The organism is Ruminococcus sp. YRD2003, assembly GCA_900109435.1.
In the GTDB taxonomy this organism is placed as follows: Bacteria; Bacillota; Clostridia; order Oscillospirales; family Ruminococcaceae; genus Ruminococcus; species Ruminococcus flavefaciens_G.
On the sequence record FNZT01000006.1, the window covers coordinates 16,261 to 36,213 of the forward strand.

At 54.7% G+C, this 19,953-nt stretch carries 18 protein-coding genes; 7 read left to right on the top strand and 11 right to left on the bottom strand.

The window, feature by feature from the left end; genetic code table 11:
- Positions 1 to 5: 5 nt before the first annotated feature.
- Together BMX22_RS05380 and BMX22_RS05385 are read right to left on the bottom strand one after the other, a co-directional pair.
- Complete coding sequence (locus BMX22_RS05380; RefSeq protein ID WP_074741377.1) at positions 6 to 1,682, bottom strand: AMP-binding protein; 1,677 nt, start codon at positions 1,680 to 1,682, stop codon at positions 6 to 8.
- A gap of 17 nt (positions 1,683 to 1,699) precedes the next feature.
- Complete coding sequence (locus BMX22_RS05385) at positions 1,700 to 2,245, bottom strand: helix-turn-helix domain-containing protein (RefSeq protein ID WP_074741379.1); 546 nt, start codon at positions 2,243 to 2,245, stop codon at positions 1,700 to 1,702.
- Between the two features lie 216 nt (positions 2,246 to 2,461).
- Here BMX22_RS05385 and BMX22_RS05390 point away from each other — a divergent pair, with 216 nt between their 5' ends.
- Complete coding sequence (locus BMX22_RS05390; protein WP_074741381.1) at positions 2,462 to 4,132, top strand: putative bifunctional diguanylate cyclase/phosphodiesterase; 1,671 nt, start codon at positions 2,462 to 2,464, stop codon at positions 4,130 to 4,132.
- Between the two features lie 43 nt (positions 4,133 to 4,175).
- Positions 4,176 to 5,312 (top strand): tocopherol cyclase family protein, encoded by a 1,137-nt coding sequence (locus BMX22_RS16355; RefSeq protein ID WP_177172973.1) that lies wholly within the window; start codon positions 4,176 to 4,178, stop codon positions 5,310 to 5,312.
- A gap of 314 nt (positions 5,313 to 5,626) precedes the next feature.
- Here the strand turns inward: BMX22_RS16355 and BMX22_RS05400 are convergent, their stop codons facing one another.
- The 9 genes from BMX22_RS05400 to BMX22_RS05440 form a co-directional block, all read right to left on the bottom strand.
- A complete protein-coding gene (locus BMX22_RS05400) occupies positions 5,627 to 6,277 on the bottom strand; it encodes a V-type ATP synthase subunit D (RefSeq protein ID WP_074741383.1) in 651 nt (216 codons plus the stop codon).
- Between the two features lie 11 nt (positions 6,278 to 6,288).
- Positions 6,289 to 7,665 carry a V-type ATP synthase subunit B gene (locus BMX22_RS05405; RefSeq protein ID WP_074741385.1) on the bottom strand — a complete coding sequence of 459 codons (1,377 nt, stop codon included), beginning with the start codon at positions 7,663 to 7,665 and terminating at the stop codon, positions 6,289 to 6,291.
- Positions 7,665 to 9,377, bottom strand: a complete 1,713-nt coding sequence (locus tag BMX22_RS05410; protein ID WP_413777956.1) for a V-type ATP synthase subunit A — start codon at positions 9,375 to 9,377, stop codon at positions 7,665 to 7,667. Before BMX22_RS05410 ends, BMX22_RS05405 begins: the two co-directional genes overlap by 1 nt.
- 73 nt (positions 9,378 to 9,450) lie before the next feature.
- The gene (locus BMX22_RS05415) at positions 9,451 to 9,774 is read right to left on the bottom strand and encodes a V-type ATP synthase subunit F (RefSeq protein ID WP_074741389.1); all 324 of its coding nucleotides are present in this window, start codon (positions 9,772 to 9,774) and stop codon (positions 9,451 to 9,453) included.
- Positions 9,767 to 10,711 carry a V0D/AC39 family V-type ATPase subunit gene (locus BMX22_RS05420; protein ID WP_074741391.1) on the bottom strand — a complete coding sequence of 315 codons (945 nt, stop codon included), beginning with the start codon at positions 10,709 to 10,711 and terminating at the stop codon, positions 9,767 to 9,769. The genes BMX22_RS05415 and BMX22_RS05420 overlap by 8 nt, the downstream gene beginning before the upstream one ends.
- The gene (locus tag BMX22_RS05425; protein WP_074741393.1) at positions 10,711 to 11,310 is read right to left on the bottom strand and encodes a V-type ATP synthase subunit E; all 600 of its coding nucleotides are present in this window, start codon (positions 11,308 to 11,310) and stop codon (positions 10,711 to 10,713) included. Before BMX22_RS05425 ends, BMX22_RS05420 begins: the two co-directional genes overlap by 1 nt.
- A gap of 17 nt (positions 11,311 to 11,327) precedes the next feature.
- On the bottom strand, positions 11,328 to 11,801 hold the full coding sequence (locus tag BMX22_RS05430) for a V-type ATP synthase subunit K (RefSeq protein ID WP_074741395.1): 474 nt from the start codon (positions 11,799 to 11,801) through the stop codon (positions 11,328 to 11,330).
- On the bottom strand, positions 11,794 to 13,767 hold the full coding sequence (locus BMX22_RS05435; RefSeq protein ID WP_074741397.1) for a V-type ATP synthase subunit I: 1,974 nt from the start codon (positions 13,765 to 13,767) through the stop codon (positions 11,794 to 11,796). Before BMX22_RS05435 ends, BMX22_RS05430 begins: the two co-directional genes overlap by 8 nt.
- 36 nt (positions 13,768 to 13,803) lie before the next feature.
- The gene (locus tag BMX22_RS05440) at positions 13,804 to 14,115 is read right to left on the bottom strand and encodes a hypothetical protein (RefSeq protein WP_074741399.1); all 312 of its coding nucleotides are present in this window, start codon (positions 14,113 to 14,115) and stop codon (positions 13,804 to 13,806) included.
- A gap of 394 nt (positions 14,116 to 14,509) precedes the next feature.
- Here BMX22_RS05440 and BMX22_RS05445 point away from each other — a divergent pair, with 394 nt between their 5' ends.
- From BMX22_RS05445 to BMX22_RS05465, 5 genes are all read left to right on the top strand, one after another.
- On the top strand, positions 14,510 to 15,829 hold the full coding sequence (locus tag BMX22_RS05445; protein ID WP_074741401.1) for a CCA tRNA nucleotidyltransferase: 1,320 nt from the start codon (positions 14,510 to 14,512) through the stop codon (positions 15,827 to 15,829).
- Complete coding sequence (pflA, locus tag BMX22_RS05450; protein WP_074741403.1) at positions 15,826 to 16,575, top strand: pyruvate formate-lyase-activating protein; 750 nt, start codon at positions 15,826 to 15,828, stop codon at positions 16,573 to 16,575. Before BMX22_RS05445 ends, pflA begins: the two co-directional genes overlap by 4 nt.
- A gap of 86 nt (positions 16,576 to 16,661) precedes the next feature.
- Positions 16,662 to 17,615 carry an L-lactate dehydrogenase gene (locus BMX22_RS05455; protein WP_074741405.1) on the top strand — a complete coding sequence of 318 codons (954 nt, stop codon included), beginning with the start codon at positions 16,662 to 16,664 and terminating at the stop codon, positions 17,613 to 17,615.
- Positions 17,616 to 17,673: 58 nt separating this feature from the next.
- Positions 17,674 to 18,759: a transglutaminase domain-containing protein gene (locus BMX22_RS05460; protein WP_074741407.1), complete on the top strand. Its 1,086-nt coding sequence runs from the start codon at positions 17,674 to 17,676 to the stop codon at positions 18,757 to 18,759.
- 1 nt (position 18,760) lies between these two features.
- Positions 18,761 to 19,858 carry a transglutaminase domain-containing protein gene (locus BMX22_RS05465; protein ID WP_074741409.1) on the top strand — a complete coding sequence of 366 codons (1,098 nt, stop codon included), beginning with the start codon at positions 18,761 to 18,763 and terminating at the stop codon, positions 19,856 to 19,858.
- Positions 19,859 to 19,953: the final 95 nt, after the last annotated feature.

Sequence of the window (19,953 nt, forward strand, 5' to 3'; positions counted from 1 at the left end):
TTCGGTTATTTCGCGGCTGCTTCCTCGTCGGTGTGACGTATCTGCGCACGCTTTATCTTGCCTCCGAGCGTCTTGGGGAGCTCGTCCACGTACTCGATAACGCGGGGGTACTTGTAGGGCGCAGTCTCATGCTTTACGTGGTCCTGCAACTCCTTGGTGAGCTCGGGAGACGGAGTGTAGCCCTTCGCAAGCACTACGGTAGCCTTTACTACCTGACCTCTTATCGGGTCGGGAGCGCCTGTTATCGCGGACTCTACTACGGCGGGGTGAGTGAGCAGAGCACTCTCTACCTCGAAAGGTCCGATACGGTAGCCCGAACACTTGATAACGTCGTCATTGCGTCCGACGAACCAGTAATAGCCGTGGGAATCACGCCATGCAACGTCACCCGTATCGTAATTCTCGCCGCCGAGAACTGCCTTGGTGAGGTCGGGGTCCTTATAGTAGCCGCAGAACAGACCCGTGGGGTGCTGCTTGTCTATGCCGCACGCCATGATGCTGCCCTCTTCACCGTCGTCACACTCGGTGCCGTCGGGACGGAGAAGGTGGATATTGTAGAGCGGCGAAGGCTTGCCCGTTGAGCCAGGCTTGGGGTCTATCCACGGGAAGTTCGCGATGAGGACCGTTCCCTCGGTCTGACCGAAGCCCTCGCGCATCTTCTTGCCCGTAAGCTCGTAGATGCGGTTGAATACCTCGGGGTTGAGCGGCTCGCCCGCATTGCAGAAGTTCTGTATGGAAGAGAGGTCGTACTGCGTCATATCCTCCTGAAGCATGAATCTGTACATTGTAGGAGGAGCGCAGAATGTGGTCAGCTTGTAGTGGCTGATGACCTCAAGGATATCCTTTGCGTTGAATCTGCCCGTGAAGTCGTAGGCGAACTGTATCGCGCCGCATATCCACTGTCCGTAAAGCTTGCCCCAGCCGAACTTCGCCCAGCCCGAGTCCGAGATGGACATATGCAGCTTGTTCTCCTGTACCTGATGCCAGTATTTTGCGGTAACGATGTGACCGAGCGGGTGTGCGAAGTTGTGGCACACCATTTTCGGCATTCCCGTAGAGCCCGATGTGAAGTATATGAGCATGGTATCGGTCGCCTTTGTTGCCTCATCGCCTGTGGGACGCTCGAACGTATCGGGGTACTTTGCTATCTCGTCCTCGAAGAAGTCCCAGCCCTCACGGGGTTCGGCTACAGCTATCTTGCGGCGGAGCGTCTTTATCTCGGGAGCCGCCGCATCTATCTGACCGCGTATGTACTCGTCGTCGCAGGCGATGATCGCGGATATCTCCGCCATATTGCCGCGGTATGCGATGTCATGGGTAGTGAAAAGGAGGTTTCCAGGGATGAGTATGACTCCGAGCTTGTGGAGCGCGGTGGCAATTACCCAGTACTCCCAGCGGCGGCGGAGGATAAGCAGCACTACATCGCCCTTTTTGAGCCCGAGGCTGCGGAAATAATGGCAGGTCTGATTCGAGAGCTTCGAGATGTCGGTGAAGGTGAAGGTGCGCTCCTTCTTATCGTGGCTGAGCCATACAAGAGCCTTCTTTTCGGGCTCCTGCTTTGCCCACTCGTCCACGATGTCCCAGCCGAAGTTGAAGTCCTCGGGAACGTTTACGCGGTAATTCTGTACGAAATCCTCGTATGAATCAAATTCGATACGGGGCAGATATCGGTCTAAAAGCATCTATATTAACTCCTTTGTTATTCTGCTATCATTGTGAGAAAGCGCGCTTTGGTATCACCGTTGCAGCGCTGTCCGTGCGGATACTGAGGGTTGAAATAAATGGAATCGCCCTCGTTGAGGACTATCTCCTTGTCCTCGAATATAACGACGATGCTGCCCTTGAGCACGAGGTTGAACTCCTGACCCGTGTGAGTAACGAGCTTTGCAGGCTCGTCCGAGGGCTCGAGAGTAACAAGAAGGGGCTGCATTATCTTGTCCGCATAACGGAATGCCAGATCCTTGAATCTGTATCCCGGGAAGCGGCTCACACTCTTGCCGTGTCCGCGGCGGACGACGTGATAGGTGTCGATACGGCTGGGCTCACCCGTGATGAGCTCGTTGAAGTCCACCTTGAACTTGTTTGCTATCTCATAGATGACGCTTATGGGGAAGTCTCCGTTCTGCTCATAGCCCGCGTACTGCTCGGTGCTGAGCCCGAGCTCCTGCGCAAGCTGTTCCTGTGAATAGTCGCATACTTCGCGAAGCTCGCGGATACGAGCAGCTATCTCGTTAATGCTTTCCATACTGCAACCTCCGATAATGTGAATATTTCCGCAGAGCACCTTTGGTCTCCGCTTATCATACAACTTTTATTATATCATAAAGCATTTGCACTTGTCAAGCTTTTGCAACGACAACTCCCGTCAAAAAAATTTCCCGCGCTGCTTGATATTTCCGCGGAGATGTGCTATAATTAATTAATAGTTTTTTTCGACATCTGCCGCAGAAAGGGTGAAATTATGGAGAATGACAAGCTGATACGCTACTATGAACTGCTCGAAAAGCTGATCGCGACTATGTCCGACAGCGAGCACTTCACGCCGGAAAGGCTCAACGAGCCACTTGCCGGCATCTGCAAGCTTTTCCGCGTGTGCAAGGGCGTGACCGAATTCTACAAAAGCACGAGCCATGAAAAATCAGGACGCGGCGAGGTTTTTGTCTGCTATGACAGCGGCGAGAACGGAAGCGAGGTCATGGGCAGGAGGATCGTTACCAAGTCTATGGCTGTCGCGAAGTGCAGGGTATATATGCCCGCGGGCGCCGAGCCTCTTAACGACGAGGAGCGCGAGAAAGTCGACCTGATAATGAAGACTGTGCTGAGCTTCGTCGGAAATATCAAGCTTCAGAAGATCGTTGAGCGCCTGACCTTCTACGACGACAGCGGCTACCGCAATATGCGCTCGTTTGTGCGCTATCTTGAGCAGCTCAACGATAAAAAGATCCTCGGCACACACACCGCCGCCTACTTCAACCTCCGCCATTTCTCGCAGATAAATCAGGAGATAGGCAGGAACGCAGGCGATATGGTCATGAGGAACTATTTCACCATGCTTGAAGAAGTCATCGGCGACGACGGTATCGTGTGCCGCGTCGGAGGCGACAACTTCGTTGCCATATTCGATGACGGACTGCTCATAGATGTCCTCGAGATTCTGAAAGGCGTGCCCGTATCCTACGACGCAGGCAATTCCAAGCGCGTGACGGTCTCCGCGAGCACTGGCGTTTTCCGTATCCCCGACGGCTTTGTTTACGATGACCCCGGCGATATCATGGACAAGATAGTCGCCTCTACAAAAACCGCCAAGAACAGCGATTCCGAGAACATCGTCTTCTTCGACAGCAAGACCGAGGCAGGAAAAGAACAGCTCGCCAATATACGCAAACTGTTCCCACAGGCGCTCGAAAACGGCGAATTCAAGGTATACTACCAGCCAAAGACCGACATTCAGTCCGAGGAGATAATAGGCGCGGAGGCTCTCTGCCGCTGGGAGCACGACGGCGGAGTAATAATGCCGTCCGACTTCATCCCCGTACTGGAGCAGAGCTCGGATATATGCAAGCTCGATTTCTTCATGCTCGAACGCGTCTGTCAGGATATCCGCCGACGCATAGATGAGGGAAAACCCGTGGTGCGCATATCCGTCAACCTCTCCCGCAAACATATGCTGGACGCTGACCTCCCCGAACACATTATCGAGATAGTCGACAGGAACCGCATACCGCATAACCTCATAGAGATAGAGCTCACCGAATCCACGACGGATGTGGAGTTCAAGGAAGTCAAGCGCGTGGTGAGCGAGCTGCAGCAGGACGGGATATGTACTTCGGTGGACGACTTCGGCATGGGTCAGTCCTCACTGAACCTCATACGCGAGATACCGTGGAGCGTGCTGAAGCTGGACAGGAGCCTTCTCCCCGCGGACGAGGAGAACCCTCACAGCACCCGCAGCGTAATGTTCAAGTATCTGGTAGCTATGGCAAAGGAGCTTGGACTGGAATGTATCGCGGAGGGCGTAGAGACGGAGAATCAGGTGCAGATGCTGAGAAACAACAGCTGTTCTCTCGCTCAGGGCTACTATTTCGACAAGCCCCTCCCCAACGAGGAATTCGAGAAAAAACTGGATGAATAATATTAGGAACGGACCTGCGGGTCTGCTCTGTCAGGAGAAAACAATGGAACTGTTCAATAAACACGATATCACACGAAACGCCTGTATGCTCAAGGGCAGACTGGCGAAAAAGGGCTACGACTGGTGGTGGCACTCGTTCACGGGCATCGACGAGGAAACGGGCGAGGAAAAAGCATTCTTCATCGAATTCTTCGTCTGCAACCCCGACCTTGCCGAACCCGTGCCCGTCCTCGGACAGCTCCCCGAGAACCAGTTTGCGGGGAAGAAGCCCTCATACCTCATGGTAAAGGCAGGCTGCTGGGGAAAAGGCGCAAAACAGCTCCACCGCTTCTTTTCGTGGAACGACATCAGCGTGTCCGAGGGCGTTCCCTTCTCGATAATCGCCGACGACTGCTGGTGCTCGGAGGATAAGCTCTGCGGAAGCGTCAGGGTTACTCCCGAGGACGCCGCCGCTCACCCCGAGTATATGTGCGACAGCGGCGAGATGTCATGGGAACTGAAATTAGACAAGCAGGTAGCCTTCAACGTGGGCTACGGCGCGGGAAACACCATGCGCTCGCTGAACGCCTTCGAGATGTACTGGCACGCCGAGGGTATGAAGACGCTCTATTCGGGCACAGTCACCATAGACGGCAGGCGCTATGCCGTCACACCCGAGACAAGCTTCGGCTATGCGGACAAGAACTGGGGAGCAGACTTCACCTCGCCGTGGATATGGCTGTCGTCATGCTGCATGGAGAGCCGTATCACAGGCAAAAAGCTCGAGAACAGCGTATTCGACATCGGCGGCGGCAGACCGAGAGTGTTCGGCGTATCCCTCGACCGTATCCTCCTCGGAGCATTCTATTACGAGGGCAGAGAGATAGAATTCAACTTCTCGAAATTCTGGACTCAGCCCAAGACCAAATTCAGATGCTTCGAGACTGACAAGGAGATTGTGTGGCAGATAGAACAGTCGAATCAGAAGTATATTATGAGGACGTGCATACACTGCCTCAAAGAGGAAATGCTGTTCGTGAACTACGAAGCTCCCGACGGCTCGAAGCAGCACAACCGCCTCTGGAACGGCGGCACAGGCAAAGGCAGGATAAAGCTGTTCGAGAAGAAGCACGGTTCGGCGGAGCTCATAGACGATATAAACGTATCGCACGTTGGCTGCGAATACGGAGAATTCTGCTAAAAAAAGAGCAGACCGTAAGGACTGTATTCATACAGAAGCAATACGGATATTTATTGAGGGAAACCCTTTTGAAAAAGGGTTCTCCCTCAAACTCCCTTCCTAAAACTTTCAATTTAAATTTTGCCCCTATGGGGTACTCTCCTGATATGAAAAGAGTTAGTCTTTCTTTTCAATGAGAGTACCCCATAGGGGCAAAATTTGGACTAAAAGTCTTTGGAAAGGGGTTCGGGGGAGAACCTTTCTTCAGAAAGGTTTCCCCCGATATATGTCCCGTAATACTTCCGTATAGGTACAGCCCTTATGGTCTGCCCTTTTCATTTGAAATCGTGGCTCTGCTTGAGCACCATATCCTTGACCTTCATCAGCGATGTGGTCGTGGAGCGCTCGTTCTCGGAGAGCTTCATCGTGATGAACTTGATAGTCTCCTGATAGTCGGGTATCATGATGTGCTCGAGTGCATTTACGCGGCGGCGGGTCTTTTCTATCTCGTCCGCCATTAGCTGGCACGCCTTCTCGACCTCTGCGAGCCTTATCATCTTAGGGAAGATGTCGCTCAGTGCGCTGACTGCACCGTCGAGGTCGGTGGAGGTGAATGCCGTTCCGTAGGAGTAGATGTCGTTTGAATCCGCTGTACGGTACTTCGGGCTGAATACGGGGATATACACGCTCATTACGTTCTTTTCCCCGACCTCGAGCTCTACCTCCTGCTTCGGGAGCATAAGCGCCGTCTCGAGCGCCTCCCTCTGCATTACTGAGCCCGCGACCGCCATATATCGGTCAGCCTCGGCAATTGCCGCCTCGACCTCTGTGCGGAGCTGTCTGTTCTCCTTTATCATTATCATGAACTGACGCATCAGCTCGTCGCGCTTGTCCTTGAGGAGCTTGTGCCCGCGCTGTGCGGAGACGAGCTTCTTTTTGAGCTTGCTCAGCTCCATACGCGTAGGATTTACGTTTAGTCTTGCCAACTGCGCTCACCTCAGTCCTTCTTGTCGTAGTACTCTGCAAGGTACTCCTCTCTGATACGTCTCAGCTCGCTTCTCGGGAGGAGCTTCAGGAGCTCCCAGCCGATAGAGAGGGTCTCCTCGATAGAGCGGTTGTTGTCGAAGCCCTGCGAAACGTAGCGCTTCTCGAACTCGTCCGCGAACTTGGCATACAGCAGGTCTGTCGGAGTAAGTGCCGCCTCACCGAGTACGACCATGAGCTCCTTCGCGTCTTTTCCGCGTGCATAGGCTGAGAAGAGCTGGTTCATGGTGTCGGAGTGGTCGGCGCGGGTCTTGCCCTTGCCGATACCCTTGTCTTTGAGTCGCGAGAGCGACGGGAGCACGTCCACAGGCGGATTTATGCCCTTGCGGTAAAGCTCGCGAGAGAGGATTATCTGCCCCTCGGTGATGTAGCCTGTGAGGTCGGGTATGGGGTGGGTCTTGTCGTCCTCGGGCATGGTGAGAATGGGTATCATGGTGATAGAGCCGTCCTTGCCGTCCTGACGTCCCGCGCGCTCGTAAAGCGAAGCGAGGTCGGTGTACATATAGCCTGGATAGCCGCGGCGTCCCGGAACTTCCTTACGTGCAGCGGATACCTCACGCAGAGCGTCCGCGTAGTTTGTTATATCCGTGAGGATAACAAGTACGTGCATACCCTTCTCGAAAGCGAGGTATTCGGCGGCAGTAAGCGCCATTTTCGGAGTTGCAAGACGCTCGATAGCCGAGTCGTTTGCGAGGTTCACGAAGAGCACGGTACGGTCGAGAGCTCCCGTCTCGCGGAAACTTCTGACGAAGTATTCGGACTCCTCAAAGGTGATGCCCATAGCGGCGAACACGACCGCAAACTGCTCGTTATCTCCGAGAACACGCGCCTGACGCGCTATCTGAGCGGCAAGCTGAGCGTGCGGGAGTCCGCTCGCAGAGAATATGGGGAGCTTCTGTCCGCGGACGAGAGTGTTCAGTCCGTCTATCGCGGAAACGCCCGTCTGAATGAACTCCTGCGGATACTTGCGGGCTACGGGGTTCATCGGCAGACCGTTTACGTCCATTCTCTTGTCGGGGATTATCTCTGGACCGTCGTCTATCGGACGTCCGAGACCGTCGAATACGCGGCCGAGCATATCCTCGGATACGCCGAGCTCCATCTGATGTCCCGAAAAAACGACTGCGCTGTCCTTGAGGTTGATACCTGCGGCGTTCTCGAAAAGCTGGACGAGAGCGTTGCTGCCGTCTATCTCGAGTACGCGGCAGCGGCGCTTTTCGCCGTTTGCGAGCCTTATCTCGGCAAGCTCACCGTATGTGACGTTCTCAACGTCCTTTACAAGCAGCAGAGGACCTGCTGCTTCTTCAATTGTTCTGTATTCTCTTGGCATCAGTCTTCCTCCTTAGTCAGAAGCTCGTTGAGCTCCGAGGATATCTCGACGGAGACCTTCTCGAATTCGCGGTCGGTCTCGTCCTCGGGAACGTACTTGAAACGTCCTATCTTCTCACGCACGGGCAGCTCCGCGACCGCTTCTATATCTGCTCCCTTGCCTACAGCAGCCTCAGCCTCGTCATTGAAGGCAAGTATCAGCTTCATCATGTAGAGCTGCTTTTTCAGGCTGGTGTAGGTGTCTATCTCGTGGAACGCGAGCTGGTGCAGGAAGTCCTCGCGGATAGAACGTGCGGTCTCCATTTTGAGGCGGTCGCCTGCGGAGAGCGCGTCCATACCGATGAGCTTTACTATTTCCTTCAGCTCGGCTTCGTCGTGGAGAATGGACATGAATCTCGCACGCGATGTCATCCAGTCCTTGGAGACGTTATTGTTGTACCAGTCCGCGAGCGAATCCGCATAGAGCGAGTAGCTCGTCAGCCAGTTGATAGCGGGGAAGTGTCGCTGGTATGCGAGATTGGAATCAAGTCCCCAGAACACCTTCACGATACGGAGAGTCGCCTGCGAAACAGGCTCGGATATATCGCCTCCCGGAGGCGAAACTGCTCCTATAACGGAGAGTGCGCCCTCTCTTCCCTCGGTGCCTGTCGAGATGACGCGTCCCGCACGCTCGTAGAACTGAGCAAGACGGCTTCCGAGATAGGCGGGATAGCCCTCATCGCCGGGCATCTCTTCGAGACGTCCCGACATCTCACGCAGAGCCTCTGCCCAGCGCGATGTGGAATCCGCCATAAGAGCCACGGAATAGCCCATATCACGGTAATATTCGGCAATGGTGATGCCCGTATATACGGACGCCTCACGCGCCGCAACAGGCATATCGGAGGTGTTCGCGATGAGAACGGTGCGCTCCATGAGGGACTTGCCCGTCTTGGGGTCGATGAGCTCGGGGAACTCGTTGAGAACGTCGGTCATCTCGTTGCCGCGCTCGCCGCAGCCGATGTACACGATTATATCAGCCTCTGCCCACTTTGCGAGCTGGTGCTGTGTAACGGTCTTGCCGCTGCCGAAAGGTCCCGGGATCGCCGCAACTCCGCCCTTTGCTATCGGGAAGAGGCTGTCTATAACTCGCTGACCCGTTACGAGCGGCATATCGGGCGACAGCTTCTTAGCGTAGGGTCTGCCGCTTCTTACGCCCCATTTCTGCATCATGGTGAGCTCGCGCTCGCCCTTTTCGGTCTCGAGCACGCACACCGTATCCGTAACGGTGAACTCGCCCTCCTTCACGGACTTCACCTTGCCCTTGATGCCGTTTGGCACCATTATCTTGTGGAGCACGATGTCCGTCTCGGGGACAGTTCCTATCACGTCGCCGCCGACTACCTCGTCTCCAGCTTTTACCGTGGGAGTGAACTTCCACTTCTTGTCTCGCTTGAGCGACGGCACCTCGACTCCGCGCGCAAGATTGTTGCCGCAGACCTTGCGGATGTCGTCGAGCGGACGCTGTATACCGTCGTAAATGCTGCCGATAAGACCAGGTCCGAGCTCGGCGCTCATGGGTTCGCCCGTGGATTCAACAGCCTCACCCGTACCGAGACCCGCTGTCTCCTCATATACCTGAATGGAGGCGCGGTCGCCGTGCATCTCGATTATCTCGCCGATAAGACGCTTTTCGCTGACGCGTACAACGTCGAACATATTGGCGTCTCTCATGCCCTCCGCAACAACGAGAGGACCTGATATCTTGACTATATTTCCTATGCTTGCCAAAGCAGATTCTCCTTTCTCAGTTAAGGATATCCGAGCCTACAGCCTTTTCGACTGCCTCGTGCAGAGCTCTCATGCCGTCGCCCGTGTTGCCCTCGATAGCGGGTATCAGCACGATCGACGGGAGCCTGCTGCTCCTGTATTTTTTGATGGTTTCAGCCGCAAGAGCCGCGGCGGGCTCGGTGATGTATATCACCGCGAAATCATGGGCTGCGAGCCTGTTTATGAGCCTTGATATCTCAGCTCCGTCCGTCTCGCAGAAAACGGACAGACCGAGTGCCGCAAAGCCCGATACGCTTGCGGTATCGCCGATGACGGCGGTCTTGAAGTTCGTATCAGACATACAGCTTTCTCATCCTTTCCGTAATAGTGTCCCTGTCGGTGCCCGACTCCTTGCACACGCTGATTATGCGCAGATTTTTCAGCTCCGCTTCCGCCGCGATGTAGTAGGCAGCGAGCGGGTCGGCTCCGAAAGCCTCCATGCGTGCTGTCTCGGCGAGCTCCATGATGACGTCGTCGCACCACTTCTCGAACTTGGCAGGCGACTCCGCGAGCATCCTTGCCGCGTCGCCGAAGCTCGTATTCTCAAGGAATGTGAGCAGCCCCTCGGCACCTCCGAGAGCCGCACGCACGAGCGAGTCCCTGTCGAGTTCATCGCTGCCGCAGACAGCAGTCTCGATGAACGAACGCTGCTTCTTCATGCGGCTGCACCTGTAAGCCGTCTTGATATCCGCACAGACCGTGGTGAGCTGTGCGTACTTTTTCATAAATGTGCTTCCCGACTTCTCTGCTGCCCTCTGCATAGCGCGCATACAAGCCGTATCCGCGAGCGAATCGGCAAGCTGTCCGTCGAGCGTCCTTGTCAGGAGCTCGTAAGCTTCCGCGGCGGTGTCTCTGATGTGCTCGGGGAGCTGTTCATACTCCTTTGCCGCGAGTGCGGGATAGAGCGCATCGAGGTCGAGGTTCGTCGGGCGGATGTAGTAGCCCTGCGGCTCCTTGCCCGCTATCATCGACTTCAGTGCCGCTTTCAGGTTGTGGAAGTCGTTTTTGTACAAAAGTATCTCCAGCTCCCTGCAATCGGGAGCATAGCCGCGTATGGTCTCCCAGACGCTCTCAAGCGTGAACTCCTCCGCGCCCGCGCCTCTCTTTGAGGCGACTATGTTATCGCGCTCGGACTTGGTCGCGGCGTTTATGAGCTGGTCGAGGTCACTGCGGCTGAGGAGCGAATTCTCCATAGCGCGTATCGCCGCGACTGCATTTGCATATCTGACAGTGCTCATCATACCACCTCGAACAATACTCTTGCGGCGGTATCTCTCACGCCCTCGCGCTCCGCCTCAACAACGGCGCGGAAGCTGCAATTCTCGGAGATGAGCCCATAGGTCAGTATAAAGCCGTTTTCGATGTCAGCGGGAACAGAGCCGAGCTTCACGCTTCCGCCGACCTTCTCGGCTGCCGCCGCGAGCTCCTTCATGAAGCTGTCGGGGACGCGCCCGAGGTCTCGTCTGCTGAGGGAAAGAACGCCCTCCCCCGCCCTCAGCCTCTTCGCCGCGAGTCTGCCGAGCACTGCGAAGTATTCGCTGTCGGGGAGCCCGTCGAGCTTCCTGAGAGCCGCCTCAACGGTCTCGTCGATGAGCTCGGTCTTGCGCGTGAGGATACGCCGCTTCATAGCCGCATCTGCGGACGAGCAGGCGTTGTCGTAGTCATGCGCGAGCTGCTCCGTCATCTTCTTTATGTGCTCCTCGTAAGCCTTTTCGGCTTTTTCGTTCCCGTCATAGATTATCGCGGAAGCTTTATGCTCTGCTGCGGAGACGAGGTTCTCTTCGGTCTGCTTCTGCTGAGAGTCGATAATGTTCAGTATCTCGTCGATTCCAGGCATATCCTGCACCTCCGTGTTCAGATATTGATGTTGTAGATGAGAAGGATAGATACGAGCAGAGCGAGGATAGCGTAAGTCTCGACCATTGCCGCCATAATGATACCCTTGCCGTTATGCTCGGGCTTCTTGGCTGTGATGCCGACGCCTGCTGCCGCTGTCTTGCCCTGGAAGATAGCGGAGATAAGACCTACGACAGCTATCGGAAGAGCTGCGATGAAGAAGCTCCAACCCTGTGCAGCGGTAAGCTCTGCGGCATTTCCGCCGATGACGCCGATACGGCTGAGCATAAGGATGGCTGTGAGAAGTCCGTAAAGTCCCTGTGTACCGGGAAGAAGCTGGAGTATCAGCACCTTGCTGAACTTCGACGGGTCAACAGATACTACGCCCGCGGCAGCCTCACCCACGAGTCCTACGCCCTTGGCAGAGCCAATCCCTGCGAGAAGTGCGGCAAGAGCCGCTCCTAAGATAGCAAGTACAAGTCCGTTAGTCATTTGAGTTTTCCTCCTTGAATTTTAAATATTTGGTATTAACGGTCAATGGTTCAAATTCTCTGCCGCCGCCCGTGTAGAACTTCGAGAACAGCTCAACGAACTGCAATCTGTCCGTGTGGACGTAGGCGCCGAGAAGATTTATAGCAAGGTTAGCAGTGTGTCCCACGATGAAGACGACTATCAGCATAACCAGCTTGACTATTTTGTTTTCGGGCATCGTGCCTATGAGGTTGATAACGCTCGCGATAGAACCCGTTGCAAGTCCGAGAGCGAGCAGTCGCGAATACGAGAGTATGTCGCTGAGCCAGCCCGTAGCCGTGTTGTACAGCGCGTACAAGCCGCCGAAGAGCTTGCCGAAGATGTTCTTCGAGCTCCTTCCCGCGGTCAGCACAAGCAGTACCACGCCCGCAATGAGCATATATCCGCCGACGGTCTTGAGCGTTGAAGGCACTTCTGTGAGGATGCCTGCTCCGAGCGGTGCAACTCCCAGTATGATGAGATATATGGGCACCGCATCTAAGATCGCGTCGAGCTTCCGCCCGTCCCTCCACGACATATAGAACGCGACCGCCACTCCGAGGAACAGGTGAAGAATACCTATCCCGAACGAGAAGAGCAGCAGCTTTATGGGGTCGTCGAGCGGCTGGAACCAAAGCGCGATGCTGCCGATGTCCTTATCAAAGAACTGCTTGCCGACGACCTGTACTATATCGCCGAACCAGCTTCCGAAGAGAGCGCCCCATATTACGGTCGATATGCCGCAGTTTCGGAACATGATGAGCGTTTTTCTCATGCTCTCCTCGAGCTTGAACTTTTTCAGGGCTATCATGGTGCCGATGACCATGAGGATACCGTAGCCCGCATCCGAGAGCATCATGCCGAACAACAGGTAATAGAAGAACGCCATAACGGGGGTCGGGTCGACGTCGTCCTTGGACGGCATCGCGTACATCCTTGTTATGCCCTCGAGCGGAGCCGAGAACCGCCCGTTTTCGAGCAGCACGGGCACCTCCTCGTCCTCGGACGGGTCGGTGAACTCGATATAGGCGACGTATTTTTTCTCTATCTCCTTGCGGAGCGAATCACAGTATTTCTCGGGGACAAATCCCGTCAGCACAAAGGTACTCTCCGTGAAGCCGAGCGAATTGAGCGCGTCGTACTTATCCTTCCTCATTGTGAGGTAGTCGACCGCGAATTTGAGGTCTTTCCTCGATTCCGCGAGCTCGGCTATGCGCTTTTCCGCTGTATCTCGCTTCTTTCCGAGTTCAGCCGAACGCTTTTCGAACTGCTCGGTGAGCTCGGCGGGCGTGAGCTTCTCGCTCTCGCCGAGTGTCGCAAACATCAGCTTTCTCAGCTCGTCCTCGCACTCCTGAGCATTGTCGTCGCAGCAGAGCACGAACAGATTTGTCTGCTCCTTTGTCGCGAGCACGACCTCCACGCTCGTACCCTCGGGCAGCTTAGCCTCGAGCTCCGCAGACGTCGTCGGGTACGGCACTGTACCGATGAATGCCGTCGTGGTGTCGGTACCGTGGAAATTGAGCGGCACATCGAGAGCCAGCCACGGTCTCAGCGTGTCGCACTTCGTCGCGAGCTGCTGCTGCTCGGCGTCGCAGTCGGCGACCGTCCTGCCGCATCGGAGTATCTCTCCCGCTGTATTCATCGTCTTTTCGAGCTGAGCCGCGCGCTTGCCGAAATCGTGTATCTCCACCTCAGTCCGTCCTCCGAGCATATCGGTCAGCGCCGTTTTCTCGGGAGCGTACTTTTCGAGCGTATCAAGAGCCTGCACAGCCGTCGCACGGAACTTGTCGAACGAGCCTGTTACAGCGGTGACGTTGGTCTGCTCGAGACTTTCGTCCTCCGTCCTGCACAGCTCCACGACTCCGCGGCGCTGCAGCAGCTCTATGATCTTTTTACTGTCGGTAAGGGGCGCTATCAGCTCTATCCTTTTCATTCTGAGCTTTGCCATCTGCTATATCACCCTCCTTCAACTAATTCAGATGTTTCAGCTGAAAAAGCCGCTGATAATGGCTTCAACAGCCTTATCCGAATTGGAAGCGGCTGTCTTTTCGAGTTCGCCGAGCTTCGCGGCGCACTCCTTTTCCGCTTTATTTGTGTACTCCTCGAGCCTGCGGCGGTTCTCATCGCGGAGCTTCCCCGTCTCGGTCTTGGCGTCGGTCAGACGCTTCTGCACGGCTATGGACGCCTTGCGCTCCGCTTCGGTGACGATACCGTCAGCCCTGACACGCGCCTCCGCGGAGCGTTTATCCGCCTCGGCTTCGGCTTCGAGAATACGTTTAACTGCCTCGGATGCCATACTGTACCTCCTTTGCAAAATGACCATTGGTCATTTATACTCAGTATTATACCACTCCTATTCTGCTTTGTCAATAGTTTTCAGAAAAATTATTGACCGATGTTCATTTTTTATCGAACAGCATATATTTCCCGCAGAATACAGAAAAAGAGCTATCCCTACAGACAGCTCCCCATTGCGCAATTTCATTACGACGTTAATATTATAACACATCTGCCCTGCATTGTCAACAAAAAACTTCTTATATTCCTTAACTTTTTTTGAACATCATACATGAACCGCTATTTTCGACTGCTTTCCGACATTTCCGCTCTGTATCGGGCTTGTTGACGGTTTGCATTTTTTGACTTTATATGGTATAATGAACAGTAATGAATTATAAGGCGGTGATGACATGGAAAACGTGAACGAATACGCATATCTGCTGAACAAGCTCGAAGCTGCGGGCTTTGAGGCATATATCGTCGGAGGCTGCGTGCGCGACAGCCTCCTCGGACGCCCGATAAATGACTTTGACATAACGACCAATGCCCTTCCCGAGCAGATAATGACTGTTTTTGAAGAGCTGAAAGTTGCTCCCACGGGGCTGAAGCACGGGACAGTCACCGTCATATACAATGATATTCCGTATGAGGTCACGACATTCCGCATAGACGGGAGCTACAGCGACTCCCGCCGCCCCGACTCGGTGAGCTTCACCTCGTCACTTGAGGAAGACCTTGCACGCCGCGATTTCACCGTCAACGCAATGGCTATGGACGTCCGCGGCGCACTGCACGACCCTTTCGGCGGACGCGGCGACCTCTCCGCACATATTATCCGCTGTGTGGGCGACCCCGAAAAACGTTTCAGAGAGGATGCACTGCGGATACTGCGAGCCGTCCGCTTCGCTGCGACGCTCGGCTTCGATATAGACGAGCGCACCTCCGCCGCCGCAAGGGAGCTGCGCGGGCTGCTTGACATAATTTCCCGCGAGAGATGCCGCGACGAGCTGGTCAGAATGGTAATGGGTGAAAACTTCGCCGAGACTGCGCTGAAATACCGTGATATCATCGCACAGGTGATACCCGAATTCTGCGCCTGCTTCGATTTCGAGCAGCGCTCATGCTACCATAAATTCAATGTGTACGAGCATATCGTCCGCGCTGTGCAGGCAGCTCCGCAGGACACGACTGTCCGCACTGCCATGCTCTTCCACGACATCTGCAAGCCGCAGATGTTCACTCTCGACGAAAACGGCGTCGGACACTTCAAAGGACACGCCGAAGTCAGCGCAAGGGCGGCAGAGAACATCATGCGGAGGCTCCGCTGGGACAACGATACTGTCTCCGACGTATGCACGATAATCGAGCGCCACAGCGACAAGATAGTCTCCGAGAAGCAGATAAAGCGCATGATATCCAAAATGGGCGAAGAGAACTTCTTTCGCCTGCTCGAAGCCAAAAAAGCCGATAACTGCGCCAAAAACGAGTTCGTGCTCGAGGAGAACAAGTGGTTTGACGAGTGTGCGGAGCTCGGCAGACACTTCATTGAGGAAAACGCGTGTTTGAAGCTCCGCGACCTCGCAGTCAACGGCAACGACATTATATCGCTCGGAGCGCAGGGCAGACAGGTCGGCGAGTGCCTGCGCACGCTGCTCGACCTCGTTATAGACGGCGAGCTCCCTAACGAGCGCGAGGCTCTGCTCAGCCGCGCAAGGGAGGTGCTGAGATGACGGGACGCATTCATTCCACCGAGAGCTTCGGCACGGTCGACGGACCAGGTATCCGCTATGTCGTGTTCTTTCAGGGCTGTCCGCTGCGGTGCAGATACTGCCATAATCCCGATACATGGGACTTCGGCGGCGGCACGGAGGTCACAGCGGAGGAACTCATGCGCGAGTACGATTCGTACAAGGAGTTCCTGACGTCGGGCGGTATAACCGCAACAGGAGGCGAGCCGCTCGCACAGCCCGAATTTCTCGCAGAGCTGTTCCGTCTCGCGAAATCGAAAGGAGTCCACACCTGTCTCGACACATCTGCGGGGGTGTATTCGCCCGAAAACAGTGCAAAGATAGACGAGGCACTGAGATACACCGACCTTGTAATGCTTGATATCAAGCACATCGACAACGAGAAGCACAGAGAACTAACTGGGATAGGAAACACCAATATACTGCGGTTTGCCGAGCATCTCCGCGAGCTTGACATACCCGTGTGGATACGTCACGTAGTCGTGCCCGACATCACGGACAGCCACGACGAGCTGTTCCGCCTCGGGGAGTTCCTTTCGACGCTGAAAAATCTGAAAGCGCTGGACGTACTGCCGTATCACGACATGGCAAAGCCTAAGTATGAGCGGCTCGGGATACCCTATCCCCTGCCCGACACGCCGCCGCTCCCGAAAGAGAAGGCAATAGAGGCGCGGAAGATAATAATCTCGGGGATAAAGTCAGGGCTGAAAAAGCTCCGAAAGCAATAAGCATGTTACAAACAGCAAGAATTAGCTTGACACATGAGCCAAAATAGTATAAAATTAAATCAAATACACTGCAAAGGAGCGGGAATATGAACAACGACAGAAGAAAAGTTGTCCTCATCGGCACGGGAATGGTCGGCATGAGCTTTGCCTACGCACTTGTAAATCAGGGCGGTATATGCAACGAGCTCGTCCTCGTGGATGTGAACAAGGACAAGGCAATGGGCGAGGCTATGGACCTAAACCACGGACTTGCTTTTGCGAAATCAAATATGAAAATATACGCGGGCGACTACCACGACTGCAAGGACGCGGACATTATCGTCATCGCTGCGGGAGTCGCACAGAAGGAGGGCGAGACCCGCCTCGACCTGCTCCAGCGCAACACGGAGGTTTTCCGCTCGATAATCACGCCCGTCGTGAAATCGGGCTTTGACGGCATCTTCCTTGTCGCTACGAACCCCGTTGACATAATGACGAGAGTGACCTACGAGCTCTCGCGTTTCGGCGCCTCGCGCGTCATCGGCACGGGCACATCGCTCGATACCGCAAGACTTCGCTATCTGCTCGGCGACTACTTCACTGTAGACCCCAAGAATATCCACGCCTATGTCATCGGTGAGCACGGCGACAGCGAATTCGTTCCGCTCTCGCAGGTGATGCTCGCGACCAAGCAGGTATCGGAGATACTCTCCGACCCCCGCAACTCATATACAGCCGACGACATGAATAAAATAGAGGAACAGGTACGCACTGCCGCCTACAAGATAATCGAGGCGAAGCGCGCCACCTACTACGGCATCGGCATGGCTATCACAAGGATAGTGAAGGCGATACTCGGCGACGAGAACAGCGTGCTGACCGTCTCCGCGAAGCTGTGCGGCGAGTACGACAGCCGCGGCGTATTCATCGGAGTACCGTGCATCATCGGCAGGAACGGCGTCAAGGAAGTCCTCGAACTTTCGCTCACCGAAGACGAAAAGGAGAAGTTCCGCAGCTCGGCGAAGATACTCGACGAGAGCTTTGACGGACTGAAAATGTGACCGTTATGAAACGGTAAGCACAAGAATCGCACTGAAGGGTAAATATAGGAGAGAAACTATGAAAACAAGCAGAATATTCACAGCAATGACCGCATCACTCTTACTGCTCACAGGCTGCTCGGCTCCGACGAAGGAGCACATCAAGGAGCCCGTCGAGCCCGTCACCAACACAGTCCCCGAACTCACGATAACAGGTGCGGATATGCAGGCAAACGAATGGTATCACGAGATGTGTGACGAGATACTGCAATTCAATTCCACCTGCATCGTACACACCCGCATCACCAATCAGGACGTCAAAAAAGCTCTCGCCCACCTGCCGAGCGACCACCCCGAGATTTTCTGGCTCGGCAAGAGATACTCTGCCGTGACCGTCACCGACGGCTCGAAGGTGAGCCTCGGACTGCTCGACGGACTCGAAGAGGATGAAGTACCCGATATGGCTGCAAAGCTCGACGACAAGGTCAACGAGATAGTTGCAGGTGCTCCTTCGGGCAGTGACTACGACAAGATACTCTACGTACACGACTATATCGCGGACAACACCACCTACGACCACCAAGGAGCCAACAGCGGTGACCCCGGTCTCTGCCACACATCATACGGCTGTCTCGTGGACGGCAGTGCTGTATGCGAGGGCTATTCGGAGGCATTCACGCTCATAATGAACGCCCTCGGTATCGAGAGCGGCATCTGCACGGGCTCGAATCACGCATGGAACTATGTAAAGGTCGACGGGAAGTATTACTGGCTCGACACCACATGGGACGATATGGACAGCTACGGCAGCGGCTATCAGGCAGAGCACACCTACTTCCTCGTGAACAGCGATATGCTGCTCCGCTCAAGGAATGTGGACTGGACACAGGGCTACTTCCCCGACTGCACCTCCATAGATGAGAACTACTACGTCAAGAACGGCTCGTACTTCAAGGAATACAACAGAGACGACGTTATATCCTATATTGAGAGCTGCTCCGACAAGAAGCACTGTGAATTCATGTTTGCGGACTACGCGGCCTACAAGGAAGCACTGTACGACCTCTTCGACGACAACAAGATATACAAGGCTTCAAACATCGAACCCGACACAATGAAATATTACCGTGAGGACAATATGTTCACGATAAATATCAATTTCTGATATGGCAGAGAAAAAATACATAATGCGCGCGGCAGCGCTCGCAGCCGCAGCGGCGTGCGTGATGATGACAGGATGTATGTCGGGCGGCATCACCGCACCCGTCAGCACATCAAATCCGCAGACAAAGACGTCTTATACATCCGATGAGGTGTTCGAGAAGTTAAGCGCTGCTCTCTCGGAATATAACAACGACACCGAATTTGACGCGGTGCTGTCACAGGAAGCTGTCGACGGAGCGGTAGACAAGGTATGCCACTTCTATCCCGATTACTTCTGGCTGAACGGCTACACAGTCACCACAAACAAAGATTCGACCTCGGTCAGCTTTATGACGCTCAACGACTACAGCGCTGATGAGCTCCGCACCATGCATGAGGAGCTTATACGAGCCGCAGACAAGATCACTGCACAGGTACCCGCAGGCTCCGATGATTACGGCAAGGCTCTGTTCGTACATGACTACATCGTGAACAATACGCGCTATGCCTCCGAAAAGCTGGGGCTCAGCTACAACGGACTATGGGGCACCGCGTACGGCTGTCTTGTTGACGGCAGCGCTGTGTGTCAGGGCTATGCGGAGGCTTTCAGCCTCATCATGCAGAAGCTCGGCATAGAATGCGGCGTCTGCGCGGGACAGAGCGACCGCGGCAGCCACGCGTGGAACTACATAAAAACAGACGGCAAATACTACTGGGTAGACCTCACATGGGATGACCCCGAAGCTGAGAGCAGCGGGGATTTCGGCAAGCTCCGCCACAACTACTTCATGATGAACGACGAGCTGCTCCTGCGCACACGGACACTGAACGAGAGACAGTATTACGTGCCTGTCTGCGATTCACTCGACAGGAACTACTTCGTAATGAACAATGCCTACCTTAACGGGTATTTCCCCACTGAGGTGGGACGCGTGCTCGCTGAAAACGCGGACGAAGGGGTCGCGGAGATAATGTTCGCGGACGAGACAAGCTTCCGAAGCGCGGTGGACGGACTGTTCGGGAATGATGAGATATGGGAGCTGTCGGGCTATACCGAACTCGGCTACTCGCTCAACTACTCCTGCGACGAAACGATGTACGTGCTGCATATAACATACTGAATGAACTGCCCGAAGACAGCGGGCAGTTTTTTTCATAGGACGGGCGTAAAAAAGCAAAACGTAATAAAAAAGCTTGCAAAACAGAGCGTGATATG